Origin of the sequence: Amycolatopsis orientalis (assembly GCF_000943515.2) — a bacterium.
GTDB lineage: Bacteria > Actinomycetota > Actinomycetes > Mycobacteriales > Pseudonocardiaceae > Amycolatopsis > Amycolatopsis orientalis.
Map to the genome: position 1 here is coordinate 8,441,956 of NZ_CP016174.1, position 21,488 is coordinate 8,463,443.

General features: G+C 69.3%; 23 protein-coding genes and 1 pseudogene. 17 read left to right on the top strand and 7 right to left on the bottom strand.

Going from position 1 to position 21,488, the window contains the following annotated elements; translation table 11 throughout:
- The first annotated feature begins 61 nt into the window (after nt 1-61).
- Genes SD37_RS36715 through SD37_RS36725 form a run of 3 tightly spaced genes read left to right on the top strand, consistent with a single transcriptional unit; the run spans nt 62 to nt 2,243 of the window.
- Nucleotides 62-1,036, top strand: coding sequence for a hypothetical protein (locus SD37_RS36715; RefSeq protein ID WP_044854501.1), 975 nt, complete (start codon nt 62-64; stop codon nt 1,034-1,036).
- A complete protein-coding gene (locus SD37_RS36720; protein ID WP_037315904.1) occupies nt 1,033-1,461 on the top strand; it encodes an ABA4-like family protein in 429 nt (142 codons plus the stop codon). Before SD37_RS36715 ends, SD37_RS36720 begins: the two co-directional genes overlap by 4 nt.
- Nucleotides 1,458-2,243 (top strand): purine-nucleoside phosphorylase, encoded by a 786-nt coding sequence (locus SD37_RS36725; protein WP_044854500.1) that lies wholly within the window; start codon nt 1,458-1,460, stop codon nt 2,241-2,243. Before SD37_RS36720 ends, SD37_RS36725 begins: the two co-directional genes overlap by 4 nt.
- 67 nt (nt 2,244-2,310) lie before the next feature.
- Here SD37_RS36725 and SD37_RS36730 read toward each other — a convergent pair whose 3' ends face one another.
- Nucleotides 2,311-3,465 (bottom strand): glycosyltransferase, encoded by a 1,155-nt coding sequence (locus SD37_RS36730; protein WP_044854499.1) that lies wholly within the window; start codon nt 3,463-3,465, stop codon nt 2,311-2,313.
- A gap of 29 nt (nt 3,466-3,494) precedes the next feature.
- Between SD37_RS36730 and SD37_RS36735 the strand changes: the two genes are divergently transcribed.
- The 8 genes and pseudogenes from SD37_RS36735 (at nt 3,495) to hisS (ending at nt 11,069) form a co-directional block, all read left to right on the top strand.
- Nucleotides 3,495-5,132 (top strand): phospho-sugar mutase, encoded by a 1,638-nt coding sequence (locus tag SD37_RS36735; protein ID WP_044854498.1) that lies wholly within the window; start codon nt 3,495-3,497, stop codon nt 5,130-5,132.
- 10 nt (nt 5,133-5,142) lie between these two features.
- Nucleotides 5,143-5,594 (top strand): annotated as a pseudogene (locus SD37_RS36740) (flavodoxin family protein).
- 451 nt (nt 5,595-6,045) lie between these two features.
- On the top strand, nt 6,046-6,441 hold the full coding sequence (locus SD37_RS36745; RefSeq protein ID WP_044854497.1) for a helix-turn-helix domain-containing protein: 396 nt from the start codon (nt 6,046-6,048) through the stop codon (nt 6,439-6,441).
- Nucleotides 6,438-6,959 carry a hypothetical protein gene (locus tag SD37_RS36750; RefSeq protein WP_037315885.1) on the top strand — a complete coding sequence of 174 codons (522 nt, stop codon included), beginning with the start codon at nt 6,438-6,440 and terminating at the stop codon, nt 6,957-6,959. Before SD37_RS36745 ends, SD37_RS36750 begins: the two co-directional genes overlap by 4 nt.
- Nucleotides 6,956-8,089 carry an MAB_1171c family putative transporter gene (locus SD37_RS36755; protein WP_044854496.1) on the top strand — a complete coding sequence of 378 codons (1,134 nt, stop codon included), beginning with the start codon at nt 6,956-6,958 and terminating at the stop codon, nt 8,087-8,089. The genes SD37_RS36750 and SD37_RS36755 overlap by 4 nt, the downstream gene beginning before the upstream one ends.
- On the top strand, nt 8,086-9,270 hold the full coding sequence (locus SD37_RS36760; RefSeq protein WP_044854495.1) for an amidohydrolase family protein: 1,185 nt from the start codon (nt 8,086-8,088) through the stop codon (nt 9,268-9,270). Before SD37_RS36755 ends, SD37_RS36760 begins: the two co-directional genes overlap by 4 nt.
- A gap of 86 nt (nt 9,271-9,356) precedes the next feature.
- Nucleotides 9,357-9,746 (top strand): hypothetical protein, encoded by a 390-nt coding sequence (locus tag SD37_RS36765; protein ID WP_044854494.1) that lies wholly within the window; start codon nt 9,357-9,359, stop codon nt 9,744-9,746.
- 36 nt (nt 9,747-9,782) lie between these two features.
- Entirely contained in the window at nt 9,783-11,069 is a 1,287-nt protein-coding gene (hisS, locus tag SD37_RS36770) for a histidine--tRNA ligase (RefSeq protein WP_065913050.1), read from the top strand.
- 49 nt (nt 11,070-11,118) lie between these two features.
- Here the strand turns inward: hisS and SD37_RS36775 are convergent, their stop codons facing one another.
- From SD37_RS36775 to SD37_RS36785, 3 genes are read right to left on the bottom strand one after another with little or no spacing between them, the layout of a single operon-like run.
- Nucleotides 11,119-12,120, bottom strand: a complete 1,002-nt coding sequence (locus SD37_RS36775; protein ID WP_044854756.1) for an aldo/keto reductase — start codon at nt 12,118-12,120, stop codon at nt 11,119-11,121.
- A gap of 25 nt (nt 12,121-12,145) precedes the next feature.
- A complete protein-coding gene (locus tag SD37_RS36780; RefSeq protein WP_065913051.1) occupies nt 12,146-13,129 on the bottom strand; it encodes an aldo/keto reductase in 984 nt (327 codons plus the stop codon).
- Nucleotides 13,126-13,527 carry a MerR family transcriptional regulator gene (locus SD37_RS36785; protein WP_037315867.1) on the bottom strand — a complete coding sequence of 134 codons (402 nt, stop codon included), beginning with the start codon at nt 13,525-13,527 and terminating at the stop codon, nt 13,126-13,128. Before SD37_RS36785 ends, SD37_RS36780 begins: the two co-directional genes overlap by 4 nt.
- A gap of 84 nt (nt 13,528-13,611) precedes the next feature.
- On the opposite strand from SD37_RS36785, the gene SD37_RS36790 reads away from it, so the two are divergent.
- Nucleotides 13,612-14,205 carry a TetR/AcrR family transcriptional regulator gene (locus tag SD37_RS36790; protein WP_037315864.1) on the top strand — a complete coding sequence of 198 codons (594 nt, stop codon included), beginning with the start codon at nt 13,612-13,614 and terminating at the stop codon, nt 14,203-14,205.
- Between the two features lie 197 nt (nt 14,206-14,402).
- On the opposite strand, the gene upp is transcribed toward SD37_RS36790, so the two are convergent.
- Both upp and SD37_RS36800 read right to left on the bottom strand, forming a co-directional pair.
- Nucleotides 14,403-15,026: a uracil phosphoribosyltransferase gene (upp, locus tag SD37_RS36795; RefSeq protein ID WP_037315855.1), complete on the bottom strand. Its 624-nt coding sequence runs from the start codon at nt 15,024-15,026 to the stop codon at nt 14,403-14,405.
- Between the two features lie 18 nt (nt 15,027-15,044).
- A complete protein-coding gene (locus tag SD37_RS36800; RefSeq protein ID WP_174567885.1) occupies nt 15,045-15,488 on the bottom strand; it encodes a protein-tyrosine phosphatase family protein in 444 nt (147 codons plus the stop codon).
- Between the two features lie 105 nt (nt 15,489-15,593).
- On the opposite strand from SD37_RS36800, the gene SD37_RS36805 reads away from it, so the two are divergent.
- The 5 genes from SD37_RS36805 to SD37_RS36825 are packed head-to-tail and all read left to right on the top strand — an operon-like array spanning nt 15,594 to nt 20,675.
- Nucleotides 15,594-16,202, top strand: a complete 609-nt coding sequence (locus tag SD37_RS36805; RefSeq protein ID WP_044854492.1) for a DUF1707 SHOCT-like domain-containing protein — start codon at nt 15,594-15,596, stop codon at nt 16,200-16,202.
- Nucleotides 16,203-16,225: 23 nt separating this feature from the next.
- A complete protein-coding gene (locus tag SD37_RS36810) occupies nt 16,226-17,386 on the top strand; it encodes a serine hydrolase domain-containing protein (RefSeq protein ID WP_044854754.1) in 1,161 nt (386 codons plus the stop codon).
- A 19-nt stretch (nt 17,387-17,405) separates the two neighbouring features.
- The gene (gene deoC / locus SD37_RS36815) at nt 17,406-18,380 is read left to right on the top strand and encodes a deoxyribose-phosphate aldolase (RefSeq protein ID WP_044854491.1); all 975 of its coding nucleotides are present in this window, start codon (nt 17,406-17,408) and stop codon (nt 18,378-18,380) included.
- A 2-nt stretch (nt 18,381-18,382) separates the two neighbouring features.
- Nucleotides 18,383-19,816 (top strand): aldehyde dehydrogenase family protein, encoded by a 1,434-nt coding sequence (locus tag SD37_RS36820; RefSeq protein ID WP_044854490.1) that lies wholly within the window; start codon nt 18,383-18,385, stop codon nt 19,814-19,816.
- Nucleotides 19,809-20,675, top strand: coding sequence for an aldehyde dehydrogenase family protein (locus SD37_RS36825; RefSeq protein ID WP_044854489.1), 867 nt, complete (start codon nt 19,809-19,811; stop codon nt 20,673-20,675). The genes SD37_RS36820 and SD37_RS36825 overlap by 8 nt, the downstream gene beginning before the upstream one ends.
- A 133-nt stretch (nt 20,676-20,808) precedes the next feature.
- Here SD37_RS36825 and SD37_RS36830 read toward each other — a convergent pair whose 3' ends face one another.
- Nucleotides 20,809-21,462 (bottom strand): TetR/AcrR family transcriptional regulator, encoded by a 654-nt coding sequence (locus tag SD37_RS36830; RefSeq protein WP_044854488.1) that lies wholly within the window; start codon nt 21,460-21,462, stop codon nt 20,809-20,811.
- Nucleotides 21,463-21,488 lie beyond the last annotated feature (26 nt).

A 21,488-nucleotide genomic window follows, 5' to 3' on the forward strand; every position in this document is an offset into this window, starting at 1 on the left:
CAGGATGGATAGTTTAACTTCCCATAACGGAGAGCATGACTATCCATTCTGGGAGGAACCCGTGACCATCTTGACCGATCTCCGCGAGAGAGCCCGCACCTGGCACCGGCCGTCCTATCGGTTCGCGCAACTTCTCGCCGGGATCACCGTGCTGTGCGTGCTGCTGCTGGTGGTCGACCAGCGGACGCTGCAAGGCGCGCCGATCTGGGCGAAACCGTTCAAATTCGCCGTCTCCGGCGCGCTGTACTTCTTCACCTGGAGCTGGCTCATCTCCCTCCTGCCCAGGTTCCGGCGCGCCGTGTCTTGGCTGACGAACGGGCTCGTGGCGATCTTCGCGGGCGAGTACGTGCTGATGGTGTTCCAGGCCGTCCGGGTCCGGGCGAGCCACTTCAACAACGCGACGCCGCTGGACGCCTCCATCTTCCAGATCATGGGGGTGATGATCGCGACGCTGTGGGTGATCAACCTCGTGCTCACGATCGCCGTCCTGTTCACCCGGATCCCGGACCGCGCGACGGCGTGGGCGGCCCGGCTCGGCGCGATCCTCGGCATGGCCGGGATCTCGCTGGCGACGTTGATGAGCGGCCCCACCCCCGACCAGCGGGCCGCGTTCAAGGCGACCGGGACCTCGCCGATGATCGGCGCGCACACCGTCGGGCTCCCGGACGGCGGCCCCGGCCTGCCGATCCTCGGCTGGAGCACGGTCGGCGGCGATCTGCGGATCCCGCACTTCATCGGCCTGCACGCCCTTCAGGCACTTCCGTTGCTCGCGCTCGCCCTCGGCGTCCTGGCCGCGCGCTACCCGCGCCTGGGCGACGGCGTCCTCCGGACACGCCTGGTGCTGATCGCCGGCGCCGGCTACGCGGGCCTGCTCGCACTGCTCACCTGGCAGGCCCTGCGCGGCCAGTCGATCGTCGCGCCCGACGGCCTCACCTTGACCGCGTTCGCCCTGCTCGTCGCCGGCGTCGCCGTTAGCGGGCTAATCGCGATCGGGCGGCCGTCGAGGGACCGGGAGCTGGAGGGGTCCCTCCGATGAGCGTCGAGACGCTGTTCACCTGGACGTTCCCGATCGCGACGCCGTTCTGGCTGCTGATGATCTTCCTGCCGGGCTGGTCGTGGACGCGCCGGATCATGTCCTCGCCATGGGTGCCGCTGCTGCCGCTCGTGCCGTACTTCGCCCTTGCCATCCCGCATCTCGGAGAACTGTGGACGGCGGTGCGGCGACCGGACCTGGACGTACTCAGCGCGTTCACCGGCTCGCCGTACGGGGCGGCCGCGATCTGGGCCCACCTGGTCGCCTTCGACCTGTTCATCGCGCGATGGATGTACTTCGAGTCCCGCGAGCACCGGATCCACCCGCTGGTGACCGGCCCGATCCTGGCGCTCACGATCTTCCTGTCCCCGTTCGGGCTGGTGGCGTTCCTGCTCGTGCGAAGTGTCCGGATACGCTCGTCGGCATGAGTGAGAACGAGGTCGCGGCGGCCGCCGCCATCGCCGAGCGCACCGGCGTCGAGAAGCACGACATCGCCGTCGTGCTCGGTTCGGGCTGGCGCCCGGCGGCGGACGTCATCGGCGAGCCCCAGGCGGAGATCCCGCTGGGCGAACTGCCCGGATTCGCCGCCCCGGGCGCGGTGGGACACGGGGGAACCGTCCGGTCGGTCCAGGTCGGCGACAAGCGTGCGCTGATCCTGCTGGGCCGCACGCATTTCTACGAGGGCAAGGGCATCGACCCGGTCGTGCACAACGTGCGCACCGCCGCGGCGGCCGGCGCGCGGACGGTGTTGCTGACCAACGCCGCGGGCGGGCTGCGCGAGGGTTTCCGCGTCGGGCAGCCGGTGCTGATCTCCGACCACCTCAACCTGACCGCGCGCTCGCCGATCGTCGGCGCGAACTTCGTCGACCTGACGGACCTGTACTCGAAGCGGCTGCGTGACCTCGCCCGGACCATCGACCCGTCGCTGGAAGAGGGCGTCTACGCGGGGCTCACCGGACCGCATTTCGAGACTCCGGCGGAGATCCGGATGCTGCGGACGCTCGGCGCCGACCTCGTCGGCATGTCCACCGTGCTGGAGGCCATCGCCGCCCGCGCCGCCGGGGTCGAGGTCTTCGGGCTCTCGCTGGTGACCAACCTGGCGGCCGGGATGACCGGGGAACCGCTGAACCACGAAGAGGTCCTCGAAGCGGGCCGCCAGTCGGCGACGCGCATGGGGACCCTGCTGAAGGAACTCGTCGCACGCGCCTGACCTCGGGTGCTCGCGAGGGGGATCGCGTTTAGCGGGCTAACCGCGATCCCCGTCGCGAGCCGTCAGGTCAGCCCGCGTAGTCGGGAAGCCGCTGGGCGACCTCCGCGGGCGACGGCATCGCGGCGACCTCGTCGGCCAGCTTCCGCGTCGCCGAGCGGACGCCGTCGTCGGCCAGCAGGTCGCGCGCCTTCTCGAAAATGGCGTCTCCCGTGACGTCCGGGCCGATCAGCTGGGCGCCCACTCCGGCCGCGACAACGGCTTCGGCGTTCGTGAACTGATCCGCCCCCTGCGGAAGCACCAGCTGGGGCAGGGCCGCGCCGAAAGCCCCCAGCGTCGTCCCGCTCCCACCGTGGTGGACCACGAGATCGACATGCGGCAGGAGATCGGCCTGCGGCACCCATGCCTCGACCCGCACGTTGCCCGGGACTTCGCCCAGTTGCGCCGGATCCACCGTCGGACCCGCGGCGACCACGACGTCCGCTTCGAGCCGAGCCAGGCCACTGATGGCCTGTTTCAACACGCCCTCGTCACCAAAAGCGGTGCCGAGCGTCAGGTAGACCAGCGGACGGCTCTTGTCGCGCCCCAGCACACCGGCCGGGAGATCGCCGGGTTCGGCCCAGCCGACGGGACGCAACGGAATCCTGTTCGTCCGGGCCAGGAATTCGGACGACTGCACCGATTCCGGGCAGATGTCGATATACGGATCCCCGAACGTGGGCGGTTCGGGGCCGTCGAATCCGATCTCCTTCGCGTATTCCACGAGGCGGCCGTTGATGATGTCCATGACCTCGCCCGGCGAAACGCGGCCGAAACCGTGCCCGATCGCGGGGATCCCGGCGAGCCGGGCGGCGATGGCGCCACCCGCGTTTCCGCTTTCGTAAACGACCAGATCCGGCCGGTGCCGTTCGAACAACGGCGTCAGATCGGCGACGAAGCGCCGGGGCAGTACCTTTCCGAACACCTGCCCGATAACCGGATAGAACGACTCGGGCGGGGCCTTCGGGTCACGAGGCGGGGCATCCGGACCGAAGAACGATTCGAACGCCTCACGCATCCCGAATCCGGCGCTTTCCGTGGCCAGACCCGCCTTTTCAACGGCGGGACGCATGTCGTCACCCGTGGCGAACAGGACGTCGTGCCCGGCGTCGCGCGCGGCGACGGCGAGCGGTAGTAGGGGATAGAGATGACCATGACTCACCAGAGAAGTGAAGATCAATCGCACCCTCCCCAACGTACCCGTAGGCTGACTCGGTGACGACTTCTTTGACCCCGGTTCTCAGGGATCAGGCGTTCCGCTGGATCGCCGACGATCCGGACGACGACTCCCGCGTCGAACTGCAGAACATCCTCGCCCGCGCGATGGGCGGCGAAGCCGACGCGGCGGACGAACTCGCGGACCGGATGGCGGGCCCGCTCGAGTTCGGCACCGCCGGGCTGCGCGGTCCGGTGCGCGCGGGCCCCAACGGGATGAACGTGGCGGTCGTGACCCGCACGACGGCCGGGGTCGCGGCTTGGCTGACCGCGCAAGGACATGGGGGCGGCGTCGTGGTGGTCGGCCGCGACGCGCGGCACGGTTCGGAGGCCTTCGCCGCGGCCGCCGCCGAGGTGCTGACGGCCGCCGGATTCGCGGTGAAGGTGCTGCCGAGGCCGCTACCCACGCCAGTGCTCGCCTTCGCCGTACTGGAACTCGGCGCGGTCGCGGGCATCCAGATCACCGCGTCGCACAATCCCCCGGCCGACAACGGCTACAAGCTTTACGACGCGACCGGCGGCCAGATCGTCCCGCCGTCGGACGGCCAGATCGAGCAGGCCATCGAAGCCGCCACCCCGGCGATCAGCGTGCCGCGCGCGCCGGGTGCCGAGGTTCTGGGCGACGAACTCCTGGACGCCTATCTCGCCAAGGTCGCGCTTCTCCCGCGCGGCCCGGAACGCGAGGTCAAGGTCGCCGCGACGGCGCTGCACGGCGTCGGGGCGGAGACCCTGCGCGCGGCGTTCGAACGCGCCGGGTTCACCGATCTGCTTCAGGTGTCCGAGCAGGCGGCTCCGGATCCGGACTTCCCGACGGTCTCGTTCCCGAACCCGGAGGAACCGGGCGCGACGGATCTCCTGCTGGCACTGGCCTCCGAAGTGGACGCCGACCTGGCGATCGCGCTCGACCCCGACGCTGACCGCTGCGCGCTGGGCGTACGTATGCGGGACGGTTCGTGGCGGATGCTGCGGGGCGACGAAACCGGCGTCCTGCTCGGCTGGCATGTCCTGTCCACTGTGGACAACGCCGATCCGCTGGTGGCCACGACGATCGTGTCGTCGTCGATGCTCGGCGAGATCGCGAAGGAGTTCGGAGCGCGCTACGCGGAGACGCTGACCGGGTTCAAATGGCTTGTCCGCGCGGGCGAGGGACTGGTGTTCGCCTACGAAGAGGCGCTCGGCCTCTGCGTGAACCCCGGTTTCGTGCGTGACAAGGACGGCATCTCCGCCGCCGTGCTCGCCGCCGGGCTGACCGCTTCGCTGCGCGCAGCGGGCCGCGGCCCGCTGGACGTCCTCGACGAACTCGCCCTCCGGCATGGGGTGCACATGACGGACCAGGTCTCCTTGCGGGTCACCGATCTGTCGGTGCGGGAGAAGCTGATGGCCGGGCTGCGTGCCGCTCCCCCGGCGTCGATCGGCGGCACCGACGTCACGATGGAGGACCTCCTGCCCGACGCCGACGTCCTCCGCCTGACCGGTGACGGCGTGCGCGTCGTGATCAGGCCGTCCGGGACCGAGCCGAAGCTGAAGGCGTATCTGCAGGTGAAGCAGGCTGTCGCGGGTGACCTCGCCGAAGCGCGCGCCACGGCGGACGCCCGGCTGGCCGCGCTCCGGGCCGACATCGAGGCCCGGCTGAGCTGACAATCGGCCCATGGCGAAGCTGCTGATCGTTCACCACACGCCGTCGCCCTCGACGCAGGCGATGTTCGAAGCCGTGCTCTCCGGCGCGAACCATCCGGACATCGAGGGCGTCGACGTGGTGCGCCGTCCGGCGCTGGGCGCGACCGTGCCCGACGTCCTCGAAGCGGACGGGTACCTGCTCGGCACCCCGGCGAACCTCGGCTACATGTCGGGGGCGCTGAAGCACTTCTTCGACACCGTCTATTACCCGTGCCTGGATTCCACGCGGGGCGGCCGTTCGGTCTCTTCGTGCACGGCAACAACGACACCGCCGGGACCGTGCGCGGGATCGAGGGCATCACCACCGGCCTCGGCTGGGAACGCGCGGCCGCCCCGGTGCTCGTCACCGGCGAACCGGGCAAAGCGGACCTGGAGGCCTGTTTCGACCTGGGCGGCACCCTCGCCGCCACCCTGATGCCCTGACCCGCGTCGCGTTTAGCCCGCTAAACGCGACGGCCGGCGAACCCGCACCACGCGTTTCGTCCTCTGGATGCGGTGGTTAGCGACCCGAACGATCGCATTTAGCCCGCTAACTGCGAAAGGCCGGAAAAAGTAAGGGGCCTGTCACCGGAAGCCCTGGGGGTCGACCTCCGGCAACAGGCCTAGGCCAAGGGTTCGCCGTGATGGCGATCAACCTTGGCTACCGAAGCGTACTACATCCAGCACGATCTTGTGCACCCACCGGGAAAAACGCCTCTCACTCCGTACTCCGTGCACCCCCAGGGCACGGATTCCGGAGAGAGAGGCCCGGACACGGTACGAAACCGCTTGACAACTGTAAACCACTGCATACAGGGCCTGTCAACAGCTGCGGACAGGCCGAATCGCGTTACACTCCAACTACGCAACGGGACCAGGGAACGAACGGGGGGTCATGTCGTCGCACCAGACCTTCGCCCAGAAGCTCAGCGCGCTGATCGACTCGGTGCGCGCGGACGAAGGCGCCCCGCACAGCTATCGCGAGCTGTCCGCGGCGATCGACCGCGCCGGCGGCCCCGCGATGTCGCCCGCGTACCTCCAGCAGCTCGCCACCGGCAAGCGGATCAATCCGAAGATCCACTACGTCGAAGCGCTCGCGAGACTCTTCGGGGTCCCGATCACCTACTTCTTCGAAGACCAGGAACCGCAACCCGTCGGGGAGGCCAAGCTCATGGCCATGCGCGCGCAGGAGCTTTCCCCGCAGGGCCGCCGTCAGGTCATGGACCTGCTGGACCTCGTCGAACGGTACGAACGCGCCGCCGAACGCGACCACCCCGGCGAGAAGCGATGAAGGAACGCGAACTCCGCAAACGCTGCCGGAAGATGCTGAACAACCTCGACATCGAACCGCCGCTCGACGTCGGCGTGCTGTGCGAGCGGCTCGGCGAACAGCGCGGCAGGCCGATCCGGCTGATGCCGTATCCGCTGGAGGTGCCCGGCCCGTTCGGCTGCTGGATCGCGACCGGCTCTGCGGACTACATCTTCTTCCAGCAGGAGACCACGAAGTCCCACCAGGACCACATCATCCTGCACGAACTCGGGCATATGCTCGCCGATCACCACCCCGGCGGCGACGCCGAACCCGCCGACTTCCTGCGTGGTCCGGCACCGGGCCTCGACGGCGACGCCGTCCATCGCGCGTTACGCCGCACCTCCTACGATGAGGCCCACGAATGGGAAGCCGAGACCGTGGCGACGATCATCCTCGAATGGGCGTCGGTCTTGAACTACACGATCCCCCGTCGCGCCGACGACGATGACGTCCGCCGCGTCCAAGGCGCGCTGGGCGATCATCAAGGGTGGCTGTGAACTCGCTGTTCTCCCCTCTCAACGTCGTGGCGATGGTCCTGTTCGCGACCGCGCTCGCCTGGCGGATCTACCAGACGTACCGGGCGCCGCGCGTCCTGCCGAACTGGGCGATCACCATCACGATCGTCTGCGTCGCGGGGTCCTTCCTCTCCCAGCAGAAGGTCATCTCCACCTGGCTCGACGGGCTGACGGGCAAGGGCACCGGCCGTCTTGTCAACAACGTCTTGCTCGCCTTCGGCGTCTGCGCACTGTTGATCGTCTTCCTCGGCTCCGCGCTCGGCCCGCGCAGGCCACGACGGGTCCTCTTCGAGCTGGTCCCGCTGTCCGCCGCGATCGCGCTGATGCTGGCCGCGATGGCCATCACGCCACCCGAAGCCCGCGGGCTCGCGCTGAGCCCGAAGCTCGTGCACGAGCCCGGTGTGGCGTTGTTCTACCTCGGGGCCGGCCTGTACCTGATCTACGGCCTTTCCGCCTGCGCGCTCTGGATCTTCCGGTACATCCGCACCGCGGACAGGCATCTGAGGACCGGCCTGAAACTCAGCGCCGCCGGACTGCTCTGCCTTTCCGCGGGCAGCGTCTTCCGCGCGCTCTACATCGTGATCGCGTGGGCGTTCGGGCCGTCGGTCCCGCCGCTGCTCACCGTCGCCGTCCCGTTGGTGCTCCTCGGCATCGTGCTCTTCCTCGCGGGGATCACCTATCCCGGCGCACGCGCCCGGTTCGCGGCGCTGCGACGCCGTCGCCAGCACCGCCTCCACCACGAACGGCTCACGCCCTTGTGGACCGCGCTGGCCGAGGTCTACCCCAACATCGTGCTCCGGACGACGCCGCAGGGGCCGTGGGAGCGATGGCGTCCGCGCACGATCCACCGCCGGTACTACCGCCGGGTGATCGAGATCCGTGACGGGCTCGTGCAGCTGAGCCCCTACCTGGAAACCGACCTCACCGCACTCGCCGTCGACGATCCCCAGGCCGCGGCGGAAGCGTTGAAGACGGCGATCGCCAGGCAAGCCGCGGGCGAAAAGACCGACGGGCGGGCGAAACTCGTGCTCCCGGGCGGCGCCGCGGACATCGAATCCGACGTACGGCCGTTGCTCGCGCTTTCGGCCGCCGTATCCCGGAACGGGGCGTGACCTTGCAGCTGCTGCTGACGGCGAGCCGGATACTGACGCGTCCCGGCACGCCTGCCGAAGACGGCGCCGTTCTCGTCGAAGGCGACCGGATCCTCGCGGCGGGCCCGCGCGCCGAAGTCGCCGCACAGGCGGCACCGGACGCCGAGAAGCTCGACTTCCCCGGCGCGACGCTGATGCCCGGCCTGTTCAACGCCCACGTGCATCTGACGTTCGACGCCACCCGCGAAATGCTCCCGAACTTCCTGGCGAGCGACGACGCCGCCTTGCGCGCGGGCGCGCGAGAACGGCTGGATCGCCTGCTGCGCAGCGGGGTCACGACGGTGCGGGACCTCGGCGATCGTGCCGCCCTCGGCGCCCGGGTCCGGGCGGAGCTGGACGCCGATGGCGTGACGGCCCCGCGTCTGCTGACCGCGGGTTCGCCGCTGACCGTCCCCAATGGACACTGCCACTTCTTCGGCGGAGAGGTCGCCGACGACGACGCCATCCGTACCCTGATCGACGCGAACGCCGCCGCCGGCGCCGACGTCATCAAGGTGATGGCCAGCGGCGGTCAGATCACCGAAGGCGGCGCCGACATGTGGGAATCCCAGTTCGACGTCCGCGCGCTCCGCCTGATCGTCGGCCACGCGGCGCGCCACGGGCTCCCGGTCGCCGCGCACGCCCACGGCGCCGACGCGATCGAAGCGTCGGTCGAGGCCGGCGTCCGCACGATCGAGCACTGCACCTGGATGACCGGCCCCCAGCGGCAGGACAGGCGCGAAGGCGTCGCCAAGCGCATGGCCGCCGAAGGGATCGCGGCGTGTTCGACCAGCAGCCGCAACTGGCGGATGCTGGCCGAGCGCATGGGCGAAGACCTCGCGAAGAACGTCTACGGACGGCTGTCCTGGTTGGAAGAACTGGGTGTGCCGCTGTTGTCGGGGACGGACGCCGGGCTGCCCGGTTCGGTCTTCGACGATCCGGTGGGCGCTCTCGAACTCTACGAATGGCTCGGGTTCGGTCGTCGCCGGATCCTGGAGATCGCGACCGAGGACAGCGCCGCCGGACTGGGCCTCGGCGACGTCACGGGCCGCCTCGCGCCCGGCCTGAGCGCCGACGTCCTGGTCGTCGACGGCGACCCGCTCAAAGACCTTTCCGCTCTTCGCGACGTCCGTCTCGTCCTCGCGCGCGGCTCCCGGGCCTGATCCCGGAAGTGGGACGCCAACTTTGGTGACAGTGTTTTAAAACAGTGTTATCGTTGTCCTCCCGCCCCGCCACGAAGGGAAGAACCATGGAAGGCCCGATCAGGCTGTTCACCGTCATCGCGCTCGTTTCGCTGCCGACGGTGATGTACGGCGGATACGCCCTGATGGGTGTCCTGCGCGACCGGAAACTGACCGAGCACCAGCGAGGGATGTTCCGCGCGGGTCACGCCCACGCCGGTGTCCTGCTGGTCCTGGCGTTGGTCGCGCTGCAGATCCTCGACCGGACCGGGCTCGGCGGCACCGCGCGGTGGATCGTGTGCTTCCTGCTGCTGTTCGGCGTGCTCGCCCAGTCCGGCGGCTTCTTCCTGCACCTGCTGCCGGGAAAGGGCAAGCTCGGCGGACGGGTCACCAGCGCCGGGGCCGTCCTGCTCGCGGCCGAGATCCTGACCACCGCGTACGGCGTGGCCTTCCCCTGACAAAATGGCTGGGACCGGCTCGTTAAGCTTGCTGACGTGCCTGAATACCTGCCGACCACCCCCGTCAAGGGGACCCGCGACTTCCTGCCCGCCGAGATGTCCGTCCGGACGCAGGTGTTCGGCCATCTCTACGACGTGCTCGAACTGCGCGGTTTCCTCCGCTACGACGGCCCGATCCTCGAACCCGCGGAGATCTACGAGCGGAAGTCCGGGCAGGAGATCGCGGACCAGCAGCTGTACACGCTGACCACCAAGGGCGGTGAGCGGCTGGCCCTGCGCCCGGAGATGACGCCGTCGGTCGCCAGGATGATCGCGGGCAACGCGAAGTCGCTCCAGTTCCCGGTGCGCTGGTACAGCCACCCGAACTGCCACCGCTACGAGCGGCCGCAGCGGGGCCGGGTCCGCGAGCACTGGCAGATCAACGCGGACATCTTCGGTTCGGACAGCGCGAACGCCGAGATCGAGATCTTCGAACTCGTCCACGACATGATGGGCGCGCTCGGGGCGACCCCGGACATGTTCCAGGTGCGGGCCAACGACCGGAACCTGCTCTCCTCGGCGCTCACCGACATCGTCGGCGTGACGCCCGAGCAGCTGCCGCAGGTGTTCACCCTGGTGGACCGGTGGGAGAAGTCGGACCGCACGAAGCTGAGCGACACCGCGGCCGAAGCGGGCCTGACCGACAAGCAGTTCGAGAAGCTGACCGAGGTACTGGCGGCCGGCACCGCGTTGCTCGACGAGCTTCCCGAGCAGGTCAAGGAGAACTCGAACCTGGTGAAGGTGCTCGGCAGCGGCGCCGCGGACCTGATCAAATTCGATCCGATGATCGTGCGCGGTCTCGCGTACTACACGTCGACCGTGTTCGAGGTCTTCGACACCTCTCCGGAGAACCGCCGCGCGCTGTTCGGCGGCGGCCGGTACAGCGACCTGGCGTCGTTGTTCACCTCGCAGCAGATCCCCGGGATCGGCTTCGGCATGGGCGATGTCACGCTGATCGACTTCCTCGACACCCACGAGCTGACGCCGAAACCGCGCAGCGAGGCCGATGTCGTGGTGATCCCGGTGGTCGAAGAGCTCACCGGGGCCGCGCGCGAGGTCGCCGGGCGGCTGCGCAAGGCCGGGCTGCGGACGTCCACGCCCATCGAGCTTCGCAAGCTGGGCAAGGAACTCACGCGTGCCGACAAGGCCGGGGCGCGGGCCGTGGTGATCGTCGGCCAGGAGGACTGGGACGCCGGGAACGTGACGGTCCGCAGTCTCGCGACCCGCGAGCAGCGGACCGTGACCGTCGACGAAGCGGTTTCGACGGTCACTTCCCTTCTCTGACAACGAAAAACCGGCGCCGGTCCGCCCGGCGCCGGTTTTTCGTTCGTGCTCAGCGCGAAACCAGGCGCATTCCCTCGTCGGGATAACGCTGCCCGGCCACCGCGTCGGCCGGTACCGCCTCCTCGATCTCGGCCACGTCCTCGGCCGTCAGCTCGAGGCCGACAGCCGCGACGTTCTCTTCGAGGTACTTCCGCCGCTTCGTACCCGGAATCGGCACGACATCCTCGCCTTGGGCCTGCACCCACGCCAGCGCCAGCTGACCGGCGGTGACACCCTTTCGCTCGGCGAGGGCCCGCAGTGCCTCGACGATCGCCAGGTTCCGTTCGAGGTTCCCGTCGGCGAAGCGCGGTTGCGCCGTCTGCCGGAAGTCACCTTCGGCGAAGTCCTCTTTGGACTTGAACCGGCCGGTGAGGAAGCCGCGACCGAGCGGCGAATACGGTACCAGGCCGACGCCCAGCTCACGGCAGACCGGAACGACCTCGTTCTCGATGTCGCGGGACCACAGCGACCATTCCGTCTGCACCGCCGTCACCGGATGCACGGCGTGCGCCCGCCGGATCGTTTCCGGACCGGCTTCGGACAGCCCGATGTGGCGGATCTTCCCCTGCTCGACGAGAGAGGACAACGCCCCCACGGTCTCCTCGATCGGCACGTTCGGGTCGACGCGGTGCTGGTAGTACAGATCGATGTGGTCGACGTTCAGGCGGCGCAGCGACGCCTCGACCTGTTGGCGCACATAGAACTCATCGCCCCGGATCCCACGCTTCATGGGGTCCGCCTCGTCGCGCACGATGCCGAACTTGGTCGCCAGCACGACCTTGTCCCGCTTGCCCGCCAGGGCGCGGCCGACCAGTTCCTCGTTGCGGCCGAAGCCGTACATGTCCGCCGTGTCGATCAGGGTGACACCCAGCTCGATCGCGCGGTGGATCGTCGCGATCGATTCGGTGTCGTCACCCTGACCGTAGAACTCGCTCATGCCCATGCAACCGAGCCCCTGCGCGCCGACTTCCAGCGTGCCGAGCCTGCGGGTGGGCAGCGTCGAACCCGTCATGATTTCTCTCGCAATTCTTCGGAGGTTATTTGCCGGCGGCGCGGGCGAGCCGCTCCGGGTAACGCTCACCGGCGATCGCCTCGGCGGGCGCCGCCTTTTCGATGGCCGCGATGTCCTCTTCGGACAGTTCCAGCTCGGCGGCGGCGGCGTTCTCTTCGAGATACTTGCGCCGCTTGGTGCCCGGGATCGGCACGACGTCGTCGCCCTTGGCCTGCACCCACGCCAGGGCCAGCTGGCCCGCGGTGACGCCCTTCTGCTCGGCCAGCGCGCGCAGCGCCTCGACGATCGCCATGTTGCGCTCGAAGTTGCCCTCGGCGAAGCGCGGCAGGTTGCGGCGCATGTCGTCCTCGGGCAGGTCCTTCACCGACGTCACGCCGCCGGTGAGGAAACCGCGGCCGAGCGGCGAGAACGGCACGATGCCGATCCCCAGCTCACGGACGGTCGAGAGGATCTCGCCTTCGATGCCGCGCGTCCACAGGGACCATTCGCTCTGCAGGGCCGTCACCGGGTGGACGGCGTGCGCGCGGCGGATCGTCTCGGCGCCGGCCTCGGAGATACCGGCGAAGCGGATCTTCCCCTCGTCCACCAGCTCCGCGAGCGCTCCCCAGGTCTCCTCGACCGGGGTGTTCGGATCGACGCGGTGCTGGTAGTAGAGGTCGATGTGGTCGACGTTCAACCGGCGAAGAGACTCTTCGCAGCTCTGCTTGACGTACGCCGCGTCGCCGCGAGCGGACATCCCACCGTCCTGGTCCCAGACGATGCCGAACTTGGTCGCCAGCACGACCTGGTCCCGCTTGCCCGCGATCGCCCGGCCGACCAGCTCTTCGTTCGCGCCGGCGCCGTAGACGTCCGCGGTGTCGAGCAGGGTCACGCCCAGTTCGAGGGCGCGGTGGACGGTGGCGATCGACTCCGTGTCGTCGTCCTGGACGCCGTAGGCGGTGCTCATCCCCATGCAGCCGAGTCCTTGTGCCCCGACTTCCAGACCGCCGAGCCTCCTGGTGCTGATCACGCTGAAATTCCCTCCATGGTGGCTCCGGTGCCGAGCACCTTGCGTTCCACCTGGTCGTAGTGGTCGATCTTGTAGTCGAGGATGTCGAGGCAGGCCTGCAGCTCGGCGATCCGGTCGGCGACCGATTTGCGCTGGTCGACGAGGATCGCCTTGCGCCGTCCCGCGCTCGCCGATCCGTGATGGCGCAGGGAGGCGTACTCCCGCATGCGTTTGATGGGCATGCCGGTCAGCCGTAGCTTGGTCAGGAACCCGAGCCACCCGAGGTCCTCATCGGAGTAGGCGCGGCGCCCCGCGGCGTCCCGGGCCGGGGGCTCGACGAGTTTGATGCGCTCGTAGTACCTGAGGGTGTCGATGGACAACCCGCTACGTCGCGCGGCTTCCGCTATCGAGTAGCTCATGTCGACGACACTACGACCTGGAGTGCGCTCCAGGTCAACTCCGAATCCGAGCGATTGATAACAGCGTTGCGTTACGCTGGGCGCATGCCCCGCCCCAGAACGCACGACGAGAACCTCCGGCTGAAGCTACTGGACCGCGCCGGTGAGCTGATCTCGGCCGACGGCCCGAAGGCGCTCAGCCTCCGCAAGCTGGCCGCCGACGTCGGCACCTCCACCACCGCGGTTTATTCACTCTTCGGCGGGAAGACGGATCTGGTCAGCGCGCTGTTTTCCGAGGGCTTCCGGCGCTTCGGCCTGCGGATGTCCGGGGTCACGCTGACGGGTGACGCGGTCGAGGACCTGGTGCGGCTCGGCGTCGCGTACCGGGAGAGCGCGCTGGCCGATCCGCACCTCTACGCGATCATGTTCACGAAGTCGGTGCCGGGGTTCGAGCCGGCGGACGAGACGTCCGAGCAGGCGCGCGCCACGATGGCGCCGCTGGAGGAGACGATCCGCAAGGCCGTCGCGGACGGCGTCTTCGCCGACGTCGCGCCCGAGGTCGTCACGGTGGCCTGCTGGGGTTTCGTGCACGGCCTCGTGTCGCTGGAGCTGAACGGGAACCTGCCGGAGGAGTTCACCGTGAGCGAGGCCTACGAGACCGCGGTGCGGGCGAACGCCTCCGGCTGGCTGCGCCGCTGACGCGTCGCGTTTAGCCCGCTAAACGCGCACCCGGCAGAACGCGTTCAGTCCTCTGGACGCGCTCCCCGCCAGATCGCGTTTAGCCCGCTAAAGGCGCACCCGGTAGAACGCGTTCAGTCCTCTGGACGCGTCGCCTGGCGGAGCGCGTTTAGCGGGCGAAAGGCGATCCGGGCGCAGCGGGGTCAGACGGCGCCGGGTCAGACGGCGCCGTACTGGCGGTCCCCCGCGTCCCCGAGGCCGGGCACGATGAAGCCGGAGTCGTTGAGCCGCTCGTCGATGCTCGCGGTCACCACCCGCACCGGCAGCCCGGTCTTCTTGAGGTGCTCGATGCCCTCGGGAGCCGCGAGCGCGCAGATCGCGGTGACGTCGGTGGCGCCCCGGTCGGTGAGCAACCGGATCGTGTACTCCATCGAGCCGCCGGTCGCGAGCATCGGATCGAGCACCATCACCGGCCGGTCGGCGAGCGATTCGGGCAGCGACTCCAGGTACGGCGTCGGCTTGAGCGTCTCCTCGTCGCGGGCGAGCCCGACGAACCCCATCTGGGCGTCCGGGATCAGCTTGTGCGCCTGATCCGCCATCCCCAGCCCGGCCCGCAGCACCGGCACGAGCAAGGGCGGGCTGGCCAGCGCGTAACCGTCGGTGCGGGCGACGGGCGTGTGAATCCGCTCGATACGGACAGGGATGTCGCGCGTGGCTTCGTAGACGAGCATGACCGTCAGCTCATGCAGGGCCGCCCGGAACGCCGCGCTGTCGGTGCGCGCGTCGCGCATGGTGGAAAGCCTGGCCTTGGCCAGCGGGTGATCAACGACGTGCACATCCATGCCGGTCAACTTATCTCCTCACGCCTGTCGCGCGAACCAGCCGACCCAGCGGCGCTGCCACGGCATCTCCACCGAACGTTCGTGGTGGTTCGCCCGCGCCCACGCCACGGCCTCGTCGGCGGACAGCCCGGAAAGGGTGGCCAGACACGAGATCACCGTCCCGGTCCGCCCGACCCCGCCGTAACAGGCGACCTCGACGGCCTCCCCCGCCGCCGCCCTGGCGTGGAGGGCGACGATCTGCCGCCGCGCCTCCGCCCGGTCCGCCGGCAGCAGGAAGTCGGGCCAGCGGATCCATTCGTGGTCCCAGTCCAGCTTGTGGTCGTGTTTCCGGCGCAGCTTCGCCCCGCCCAGATACAGCCCGAAATCCGGTGCCGGTCCCTCGGGCCAAGGGCGCCCCAGGCCCCGTCCCCGCACCTTGACCCCGTCCGGCAGTTCGATCGCACCAGGTAGTGAGTTCCCCATCACGGCAGAATCCCATTGTCGGCCGAAAGATGGACGCCCGGCCCTCCTCCCGGCGCTAGGCTCCTGCGCGTGAGCGAAGAGCCAGCCCTGCCCGGCCCCGAACAGATGCGCATCTCCGACGCCGACCGCGAACAGGTCGCGCAGGTGCTGCACTTGGCGATGTCCGAAGGGCGTATCACCATCAACGAGCTGGAAGAGCGGCTCACCACCGTCTACGCGGCCAAGACGGTGGGCGATCTCAAGCCGGTCACCGCGGATCTGCCGCGGTCCAGCACGGCGATCCAGCCGTCGGCCTCGCGCGCGCTCGGCCTGCCCGACGACCGGATCGGCGGCCACCCCGGCTCCGGCGCCTCGATCGCCGTCCTGTCCGGCGCGTCGCGCAAGGGCAGCTGGGTCGTCCCGCCGCAGCACAACAGTTTCGCCTTCTGGGGCGGCGCCGAGCTCGACCTGCGGCACGCGCGGTTCGCCGAGAAGCATTCGACGATCACCGCGGTCGCGATCATGGGCGGGATCGACATCATCGTGCCCGACGACATCAACGTGGACGTCACCGGAATCGGCTTCATGGGTGCCTTCGAACTGGAGGACCGCGCCGGTACGCCCGCCGCGCCACCGACGGCGCCGACGGTGAAGATCACCGGGCTCGCATTCTGGGGCGGCGTCGTCGTCAAACGGAAACCACGCAAGAGGGACACACCCGAACTGGAAGCCTGAGCCGAACTGGGGGGATGCATCCGATGCGCCGAACACTTGTCGCGATCGCTTGTGCCGTAACACTTTCCGTCACCGCGCTGCCGGCGGCGGCCGCCGGGAAGGCCGATCCGCGCCAGACCGCGATGGACGAGGCGGTGGCCGCGGGCATTCCCGGCATGGTCGCGGTCGCCGACGACTTCCGCGGTGTCAGCGGTGTCGCGGACATCACCCGGCCCGGTAAGCCCGACGCGTCCGGCCGCTGGCGGATCGCGAGTGTGTCCAAGGTGTTCGTCGCGACACTGGTGCTGCAGCTGGTCGCCGAAAAGCGCGTCGGGCTGGACGAGCCCGTCCAGCGCTACCTCCCGGGGCTGCTGCCGTATCCGGAGCCGATCACCGTCCGGCAGCTGCTGCAGCACACCAGCGGCCTCCCGCGCGACCTGCTCCCCGAGGACACCTGGGCGTCCGGGCCGGAGGTGGACACCGAGCGCTTCGAGCATTTCGACAGCGACGACCAGATCCGCCTGAGCGTGACGAAGCAGCCGCTGCAGTTCAAGCCCGGCACAGGCTGGGCGTACTCCAACACCGGCTACAACGTCCTCGGCCTGCTGGTCGAGAAGACCACCCACAAGCCGCTGGAGCGCGCGCTGGCCGAGCGCGTCACCGGGCCGCTGCACCTGCGCGACACCTGGCTCCCCCGCGACTTCCCGTTCCTGCTCAAACCGGCCGCGCACGGCTACGAGCAGCTGTACGACGCGCCGCGCGGCCTCACCGACGTCACGACCTACAACTACTCGCGCTACTTCGGCGCGGGCGGGATGGTGTCTTCGGGCAAGGACCTCAACCGCTTCTTCGAGGCCCTGCTCGGCGGCCGCCTGCTGCCCGCGGACCTGCTGGCCCAGATGAAGAAGACGGTCCCGGCGGGCGGTGCCCTCGAATACGGGCTCGGCCTGATGAAACTGAACCTCAAGGCCGCGGGCGGCTGCGCGGAGGACATCACCGTCTGGGGTCACGGCGGTGACCTGCCGGGGTTCAACACCCTCAGCTTCCACGACGAGTCCGGCAAGGACATCTCCACGCTGGCCACCGTGGACCTCACCGCGTCGCCGGACGCCTCGCTCAAGCGTCAGCTGCCGATGATCTCGGAGTTCTGCTCGCCGGTGGTCCCGACCAGGGCGGTCGCCCAGGCGCCGGTGCCCAGCCTGTAGGCCGCTTACACTCACCCGTATGACAGCTACGACCAGCTCGTCAGCGGCGACGGCAACCCCGGCGCCGCTGACGGACGCGACTCGCGACGAGGCGAGCCTGCGCCGGTTCCTGCACGGGCTGCCCGGTGTCGACCAGGTCGGCGTCGAGCAGCGGGCGACGGGCCTCGGCACGCGCAGTATCAAGAAGGCCGCCAAGCTCTGGGCGATCGACACCGCGATCTCGATGGTCGACCTGACGACCCTCGAAGGCGCCGACACCCGGGGCAAGGTCCGCGCGCTCGCCGCGAAGGCCAAGCGGCCGGATCCGGAGCGGCCGGACACCCCCAAGGTCGCGGCCGTCTGCGTGTACCCGGACATGGTCGAGACGGCTGTCGAGGCGCTGCACGGCACCGGCATCCACGTCGCGAGTGTCGCCACCGGCTTCCCGGCCGGCCGCACGAGCCGCGAGGTCAAGCTGGCCGACACCAAGATCGCCGTCGACGCCGGTGCCGCCGAGATCGACATGGTGATCGACAGGGGCGCCTTCCTGGAGGGCCGCTACCTGGAGGTCTTCGAGGAGATCCAGGCCATCAAGGCCGCCTGTGGCAGTGCTCACCTCAAGGTCATCCTCGAAACCGGCGAGCTGGCCACCTACGACAACGTCCGCCGCGCGTCCTGGCTCGCGCTGCTGGCGGGCGGCGACTTCATCAAGACCTCCACCGGCAAGGTCTCGCCCGCCGCGACCCTGCCGGTCACCCACGTGATGCTGCAGGCCGTCCGCGACTGGTTCGTCCAGACCGGCGAACTGCGCGGCGTCAAACCCGCCGGTGGCATCCGGACGACCAAGGACGCGATCAAGTACCTGGTCGCGGTGCACGAGGTCGCCGGCGAGCAGTGGCTGACGCCGGACCTCTTCCGGTTCGGGGCGTCCAGCCTGCTCAACGACCTCCTGCTGCAGCGCCGCACCCAGGCCGACGGCCACTACAGCGGTCCCGACTACGTGACGGTGGACTGACCATGGGCATCTTCGAGTACGCGCCCGCGCCCGAATCGCGCGATCTCGCGAACCTCAAGTCGCAGTACCGGCCGTTCGTGAACGGCGAATTCGTCGACGGCTCCGGTGAGCCGCTCAAAACGATCAACCCCGCCACCGAAGAGGTGCTCGCCGAGGTCGGCACCGCGTCGGTGTCCGATGTGGACACGGCGGTGAAGGCGGCACGCAAGGCGTACAACGGTGTCTGGTCCAAGATGCCGGGGTCCGAACGCGCCAAGTACCTGTTCCGCATCGCGCGCCTGATCCAGGAGCGGTCGCGGGAGCTGGCCGTGCTGGAGAGTCTCGACAACGGCAAGCCGATCAAGGAATCGCGGGATTCCGACGTGCCGACGGCGGCCGCGCACTTCTTCTACCACGCGGGCTGGGCCGACAAGCTCGACTACGCGGGCTACGGCCCGAACCCGAAGCCGCTCGGTGTCGCGGGCCAGGTCATCCCGTGGAACTTCCCGCTGCTCATGCTGGCGTGGAAGATCGCGCCCGCGCTGGCCACCGGTAACACCGTGGTGCTCAAGCCCGCGGAGACCACGCCGCTGACGGCGCTGGTGTTCGCGGAGATCTGCCAGCAGGCCGAACTGCCGCCCGGCGTGGTCAACATCCTGCCCGGCGCCGGGGACATCGGCGCCGCGCTGGTGGGCCACGGCGACGTGAACAAGGTCGCCTTCACCGGCTCGACCGAGGTCGGCAAGGCCATCCAGCGCCAGATCGCGGACAGTGCGAAGAAACTGACCCTGGAACTGGGCGGCAAGGCGGCGAACGTCGTCTTCGACGACGCTCCGCTGGATCAGGCCGTCGAGGGGATCGTCAACGGGATCTTCTTCAACCAGGGCCACGTCTGCTGCGCGGGCTCCCGGCTGCTGGTGCAGGAGTCCATCGCCGAGGAGCTGCTCGCGAAGCTCCACCACCGCGTTTCCACGCTGCGGCTGGGCGACCCGCTGGACAAGAACACCGACATCGGCGCGATCAACTCCGCCGAACAGCTCGCGAAGATCAAGGGCCTGGTGGAATCCGGCGACGCCGAGGGCGCGCAGCGCTGGACCAGCCCGTGCCCGGTGCCGGAACGCGGGTTCTTCTTCGCTCCCACGGTGTTCTCGGACGTGCAGCAGTCGATGCGGATCGCCCGCGAGGAGATCTTCGGGCCGGTGCTCTCGGTGCTGACCTTCCGCACGCCGGACGAAGCCGTCACCAAGGCGAACAACACGCCGTACGGGCTCTCCGCCGGAATCTGGACCGAGAAGGGCTCGCGCATCCTATGGATGGCGAACCAGCTCCGCGCCGGCGTCGTCTGGGCCAACACCTTCAACCGCTTCGATCCCGCCGCGCCGTTCGGCGGCTACCAGGAGTCGGGTTTCGGCCGCGAAGGCGGACGCACCGGACTGGAGGCCTACCTCGATGTCTGACCGTATTTCGGTGGCGAAGACCTACAAGCTCTACATCGGCGGCAAGTTCCCCCGCTCGGAATCCGGCCGCGTGTACCCGGTCACCGACGCCAAGGGCAAGTTCCTCGCCAATGCCTCGCACGCGTCCCGCAAGGACGTCCGTGACGCGGTTTCGGCCGCCCGCAAGGCTTTCGGCGGCTGGTCGTCGGCGACGGCGTACAACCGCGGCCAGGTGCTCTACCGGGTGGCGGAGATGCTGGAGGGCCGCCGCGAGCAGTTCGTCGCGGAGGTTTCGGCGTCCGAAGGCGTCGCGGCGAAGAAGGCACAGTCCCTTGTGGACGCTTCGATCGACCGCTGGGTCTGGTACGCGGGCTGGACGGACAAGATCGCGACCGTACTCGGCGCGGCCAACCCCGTCGCGGGCCCGTACTTCTCCTTCACCGTGCCCGAGCCGACCGGTGTCGTCGGGGTGCTGGCGCCGCAGCAGTCGTCGCTGCTGGGTCTGGTGAGCGTGCTGGCGCCGGTGCTGGCGACGGGCTCGACGGCGGTGGTCGTCTCCAGCGCGGAGCGGCCGCTTCCCGCGATCACCCTGTCGGAGGTCCTGGCCACGTCCGACCTGCCCGGCGGGGTGGCGAACATCCTGACCGGCCGCGCGTCGGAGCTGGGTTCGTGGCTCGCGTCGCACGGGGACGTCAACGCCCTCGACCCGACAGGCGCGGAGCCGTCCGCCTGGGCGGACCTGGCCCGCGACGCCGCAGGCACCGTGAAGCGCGTCCTGACCGTGCCGGACACCGAGCCGGACTGGACGGCCGACGCCGACATCGCGCGGCTGCGGCGGTACCTGGAAGCGAAGACCGTCTGGCACCCCCTGGGCGTCTGACCCCCACCCCACCTCATGCATTTAGTCCTCTAAATGCATGAGGTGGCGTCCCGAAGGTGTCGCGTTTAGCCCGCTAAACGCGATCGGTGCCCCGTCCTGAGGCCGTCGCGTTTAGCCCGCTAAAGGCGACGCCTCAGGGGCGCGGGGGGCGGTCCGGGTCCAGGTCGGCGCCGGTCAGGGCGCGACCCGGCAGTGAGCCGTTCCGATCGGCCCGCAGCCCGTCGATCATGATCCCGATGCAGCGCCGGGTCGCCATCCGCGCGACCTCGTGGCCCTTGCCCGGCATCTGCCGGAGCAAGGTCGCGAACAACATCGCGACGTCGCCGGTGCCGACGTCCGTCCGGAGCCTGCCCTCCGCCTGCGCGCCCCGGACGAAACCCTCCAGCACCACCAGCAGATCGTCACGCAGGGCCTTGATCGCCGGATCGCTCTTGAGGATCGCCAGCGCCCGCGGGGACACCATCGCGAGCTGAATGCTCAGCTGAAGTTCCATCGATTGGTGCAGCAGCCGGATCAGGGCGTCCCAGTCAGAGGACTCCTGGTCCTTCGCCGCCTTCGCGTCCCTGAGGACCCTGTCGAAGTTGTCGACGGCGACCGCCCGGATCAGCGCGTCCCGGTCCGGGAAACGCCGGTAGAGCGTGCCGACACCCACGCCCGCCGCGCGCGCGATCTCCTCCATGGGGACCTCGGCGCCCTGAGCAGCGAAGATCACCCGGGCGGCGGCCAGGATCTGATCCCGGTTCCGGCGCGCGTCGGCACGCAAGGGGGTCTCGGGGTCGGCTGTCATGGTCCTCGCCTCTCACGGGTGTCGCG

Coding starts and splice junctions, on each gene's coding strand:
- SD37_RS36720 (WP_037315904.1), top strand. CDS start 1,033: ATGAGCGTCGAGACGCTGTTCACCTGGACGTTCCCGATCGCGACGCCG.
- SD37_RS36805 (WP_044854492.1), top strand. CDS start 15,594: ATGCGCATCTCCGACGCCGACCGCGAACAGGTCGCGCAGGTGCTGCAC.
- SD37_RS36830 (WP_044854488.1), bottom strand. CDS start 21,462: ATGACAGCCGACCCCGAGACCCCCTTGCGTGCCGACGCGCGCCGGAAC.
- SD37_RS36785 (WP_037315867.1), bottom strand. CDS start 13,527: ATGAGCTACTCGATAGCGGAAGCCGCGCGACGTAGCGGGTTGTCCATC.
- SD37_RS36810 (WP_044854754.1), top strand. CDS start 16,226: ATGCGCCGAACACTTGTCGCGATCGCTTGTGCCGTAACACTTTCCGTC.
- SD37_RS36725 (WP_044854500.1), top strand. CDS start 1,458: ATGAGTGAGAACGAGGTCGCGGCGGCCGCCGCCATCGCCGAGCGCACC.
- SD37_RS36775 (WP_044854756.1), bottom strand. CDS start 12,120: ATGACGGGTTCGACGCTGCCCACCCGCAGGCTCGGCACGCTGGAAGTC.
- SD37_RS36790 (WP_037315864.1), top strand. CDS start 13,612: ATGCCCCGCCCCAGAACGCACGACGAGAACCTCCGGCTGAAGCTACTG.
- SD37_RS36820 (WP_044854490.1), top strand. CDS start 18,383: ATGGGCATCTTCGAGTACGCGCCCGCGCCCGAATCGCGCGATCTCGCG.
- SD37_RS36765 (WP_044854494.1), top strand. CDS start 9,357: ATGGAAGGCCCGATCAGGCTGTTCACCGTCATCGCGCTCGTTTCGCTG.
- upp (WP_037315855.1), bottom strand. CDS start 15,026: ATGGATGTGCACGTCGTTGATCACCCGCTGGCCAAGGCCAGGCTTTCC.
- SD37_RS36750 (WP_037315885.1), top strand. CDS start 6,438: ATGAAGGAACGCGAACTCCGCAAACGCTGCCGGAAGATGCTGAACAAC.
- SD37_RS36825 (WP_044854489.1), top strand. CDS start 19,809: ATGTCTGACCGTATTTCGGTGGCGAAGACCTACAAGCTCTACATCGGC.
- deoC (WP_044854491.1), top strand. CDS start 17,406: ATGACAGCTACGACCAGCTCGTCAGCGGCGACGGCAACCCCGGCGCCG.
- SD37_RS36800 (WP_174567885.1), bottom strand. CDS start 15,488: ATGGGGAACTCACTACCTGGTGCGATCGAACTGCCGGACGGGGTCAAG.
- SD37_RS36745 (WP_044854497.1), top strand. CDS start 6,046: ATGTCGTCGCACCAGACCTTCGCCCAGAAGCTCAGCGCGCTGATCGAC.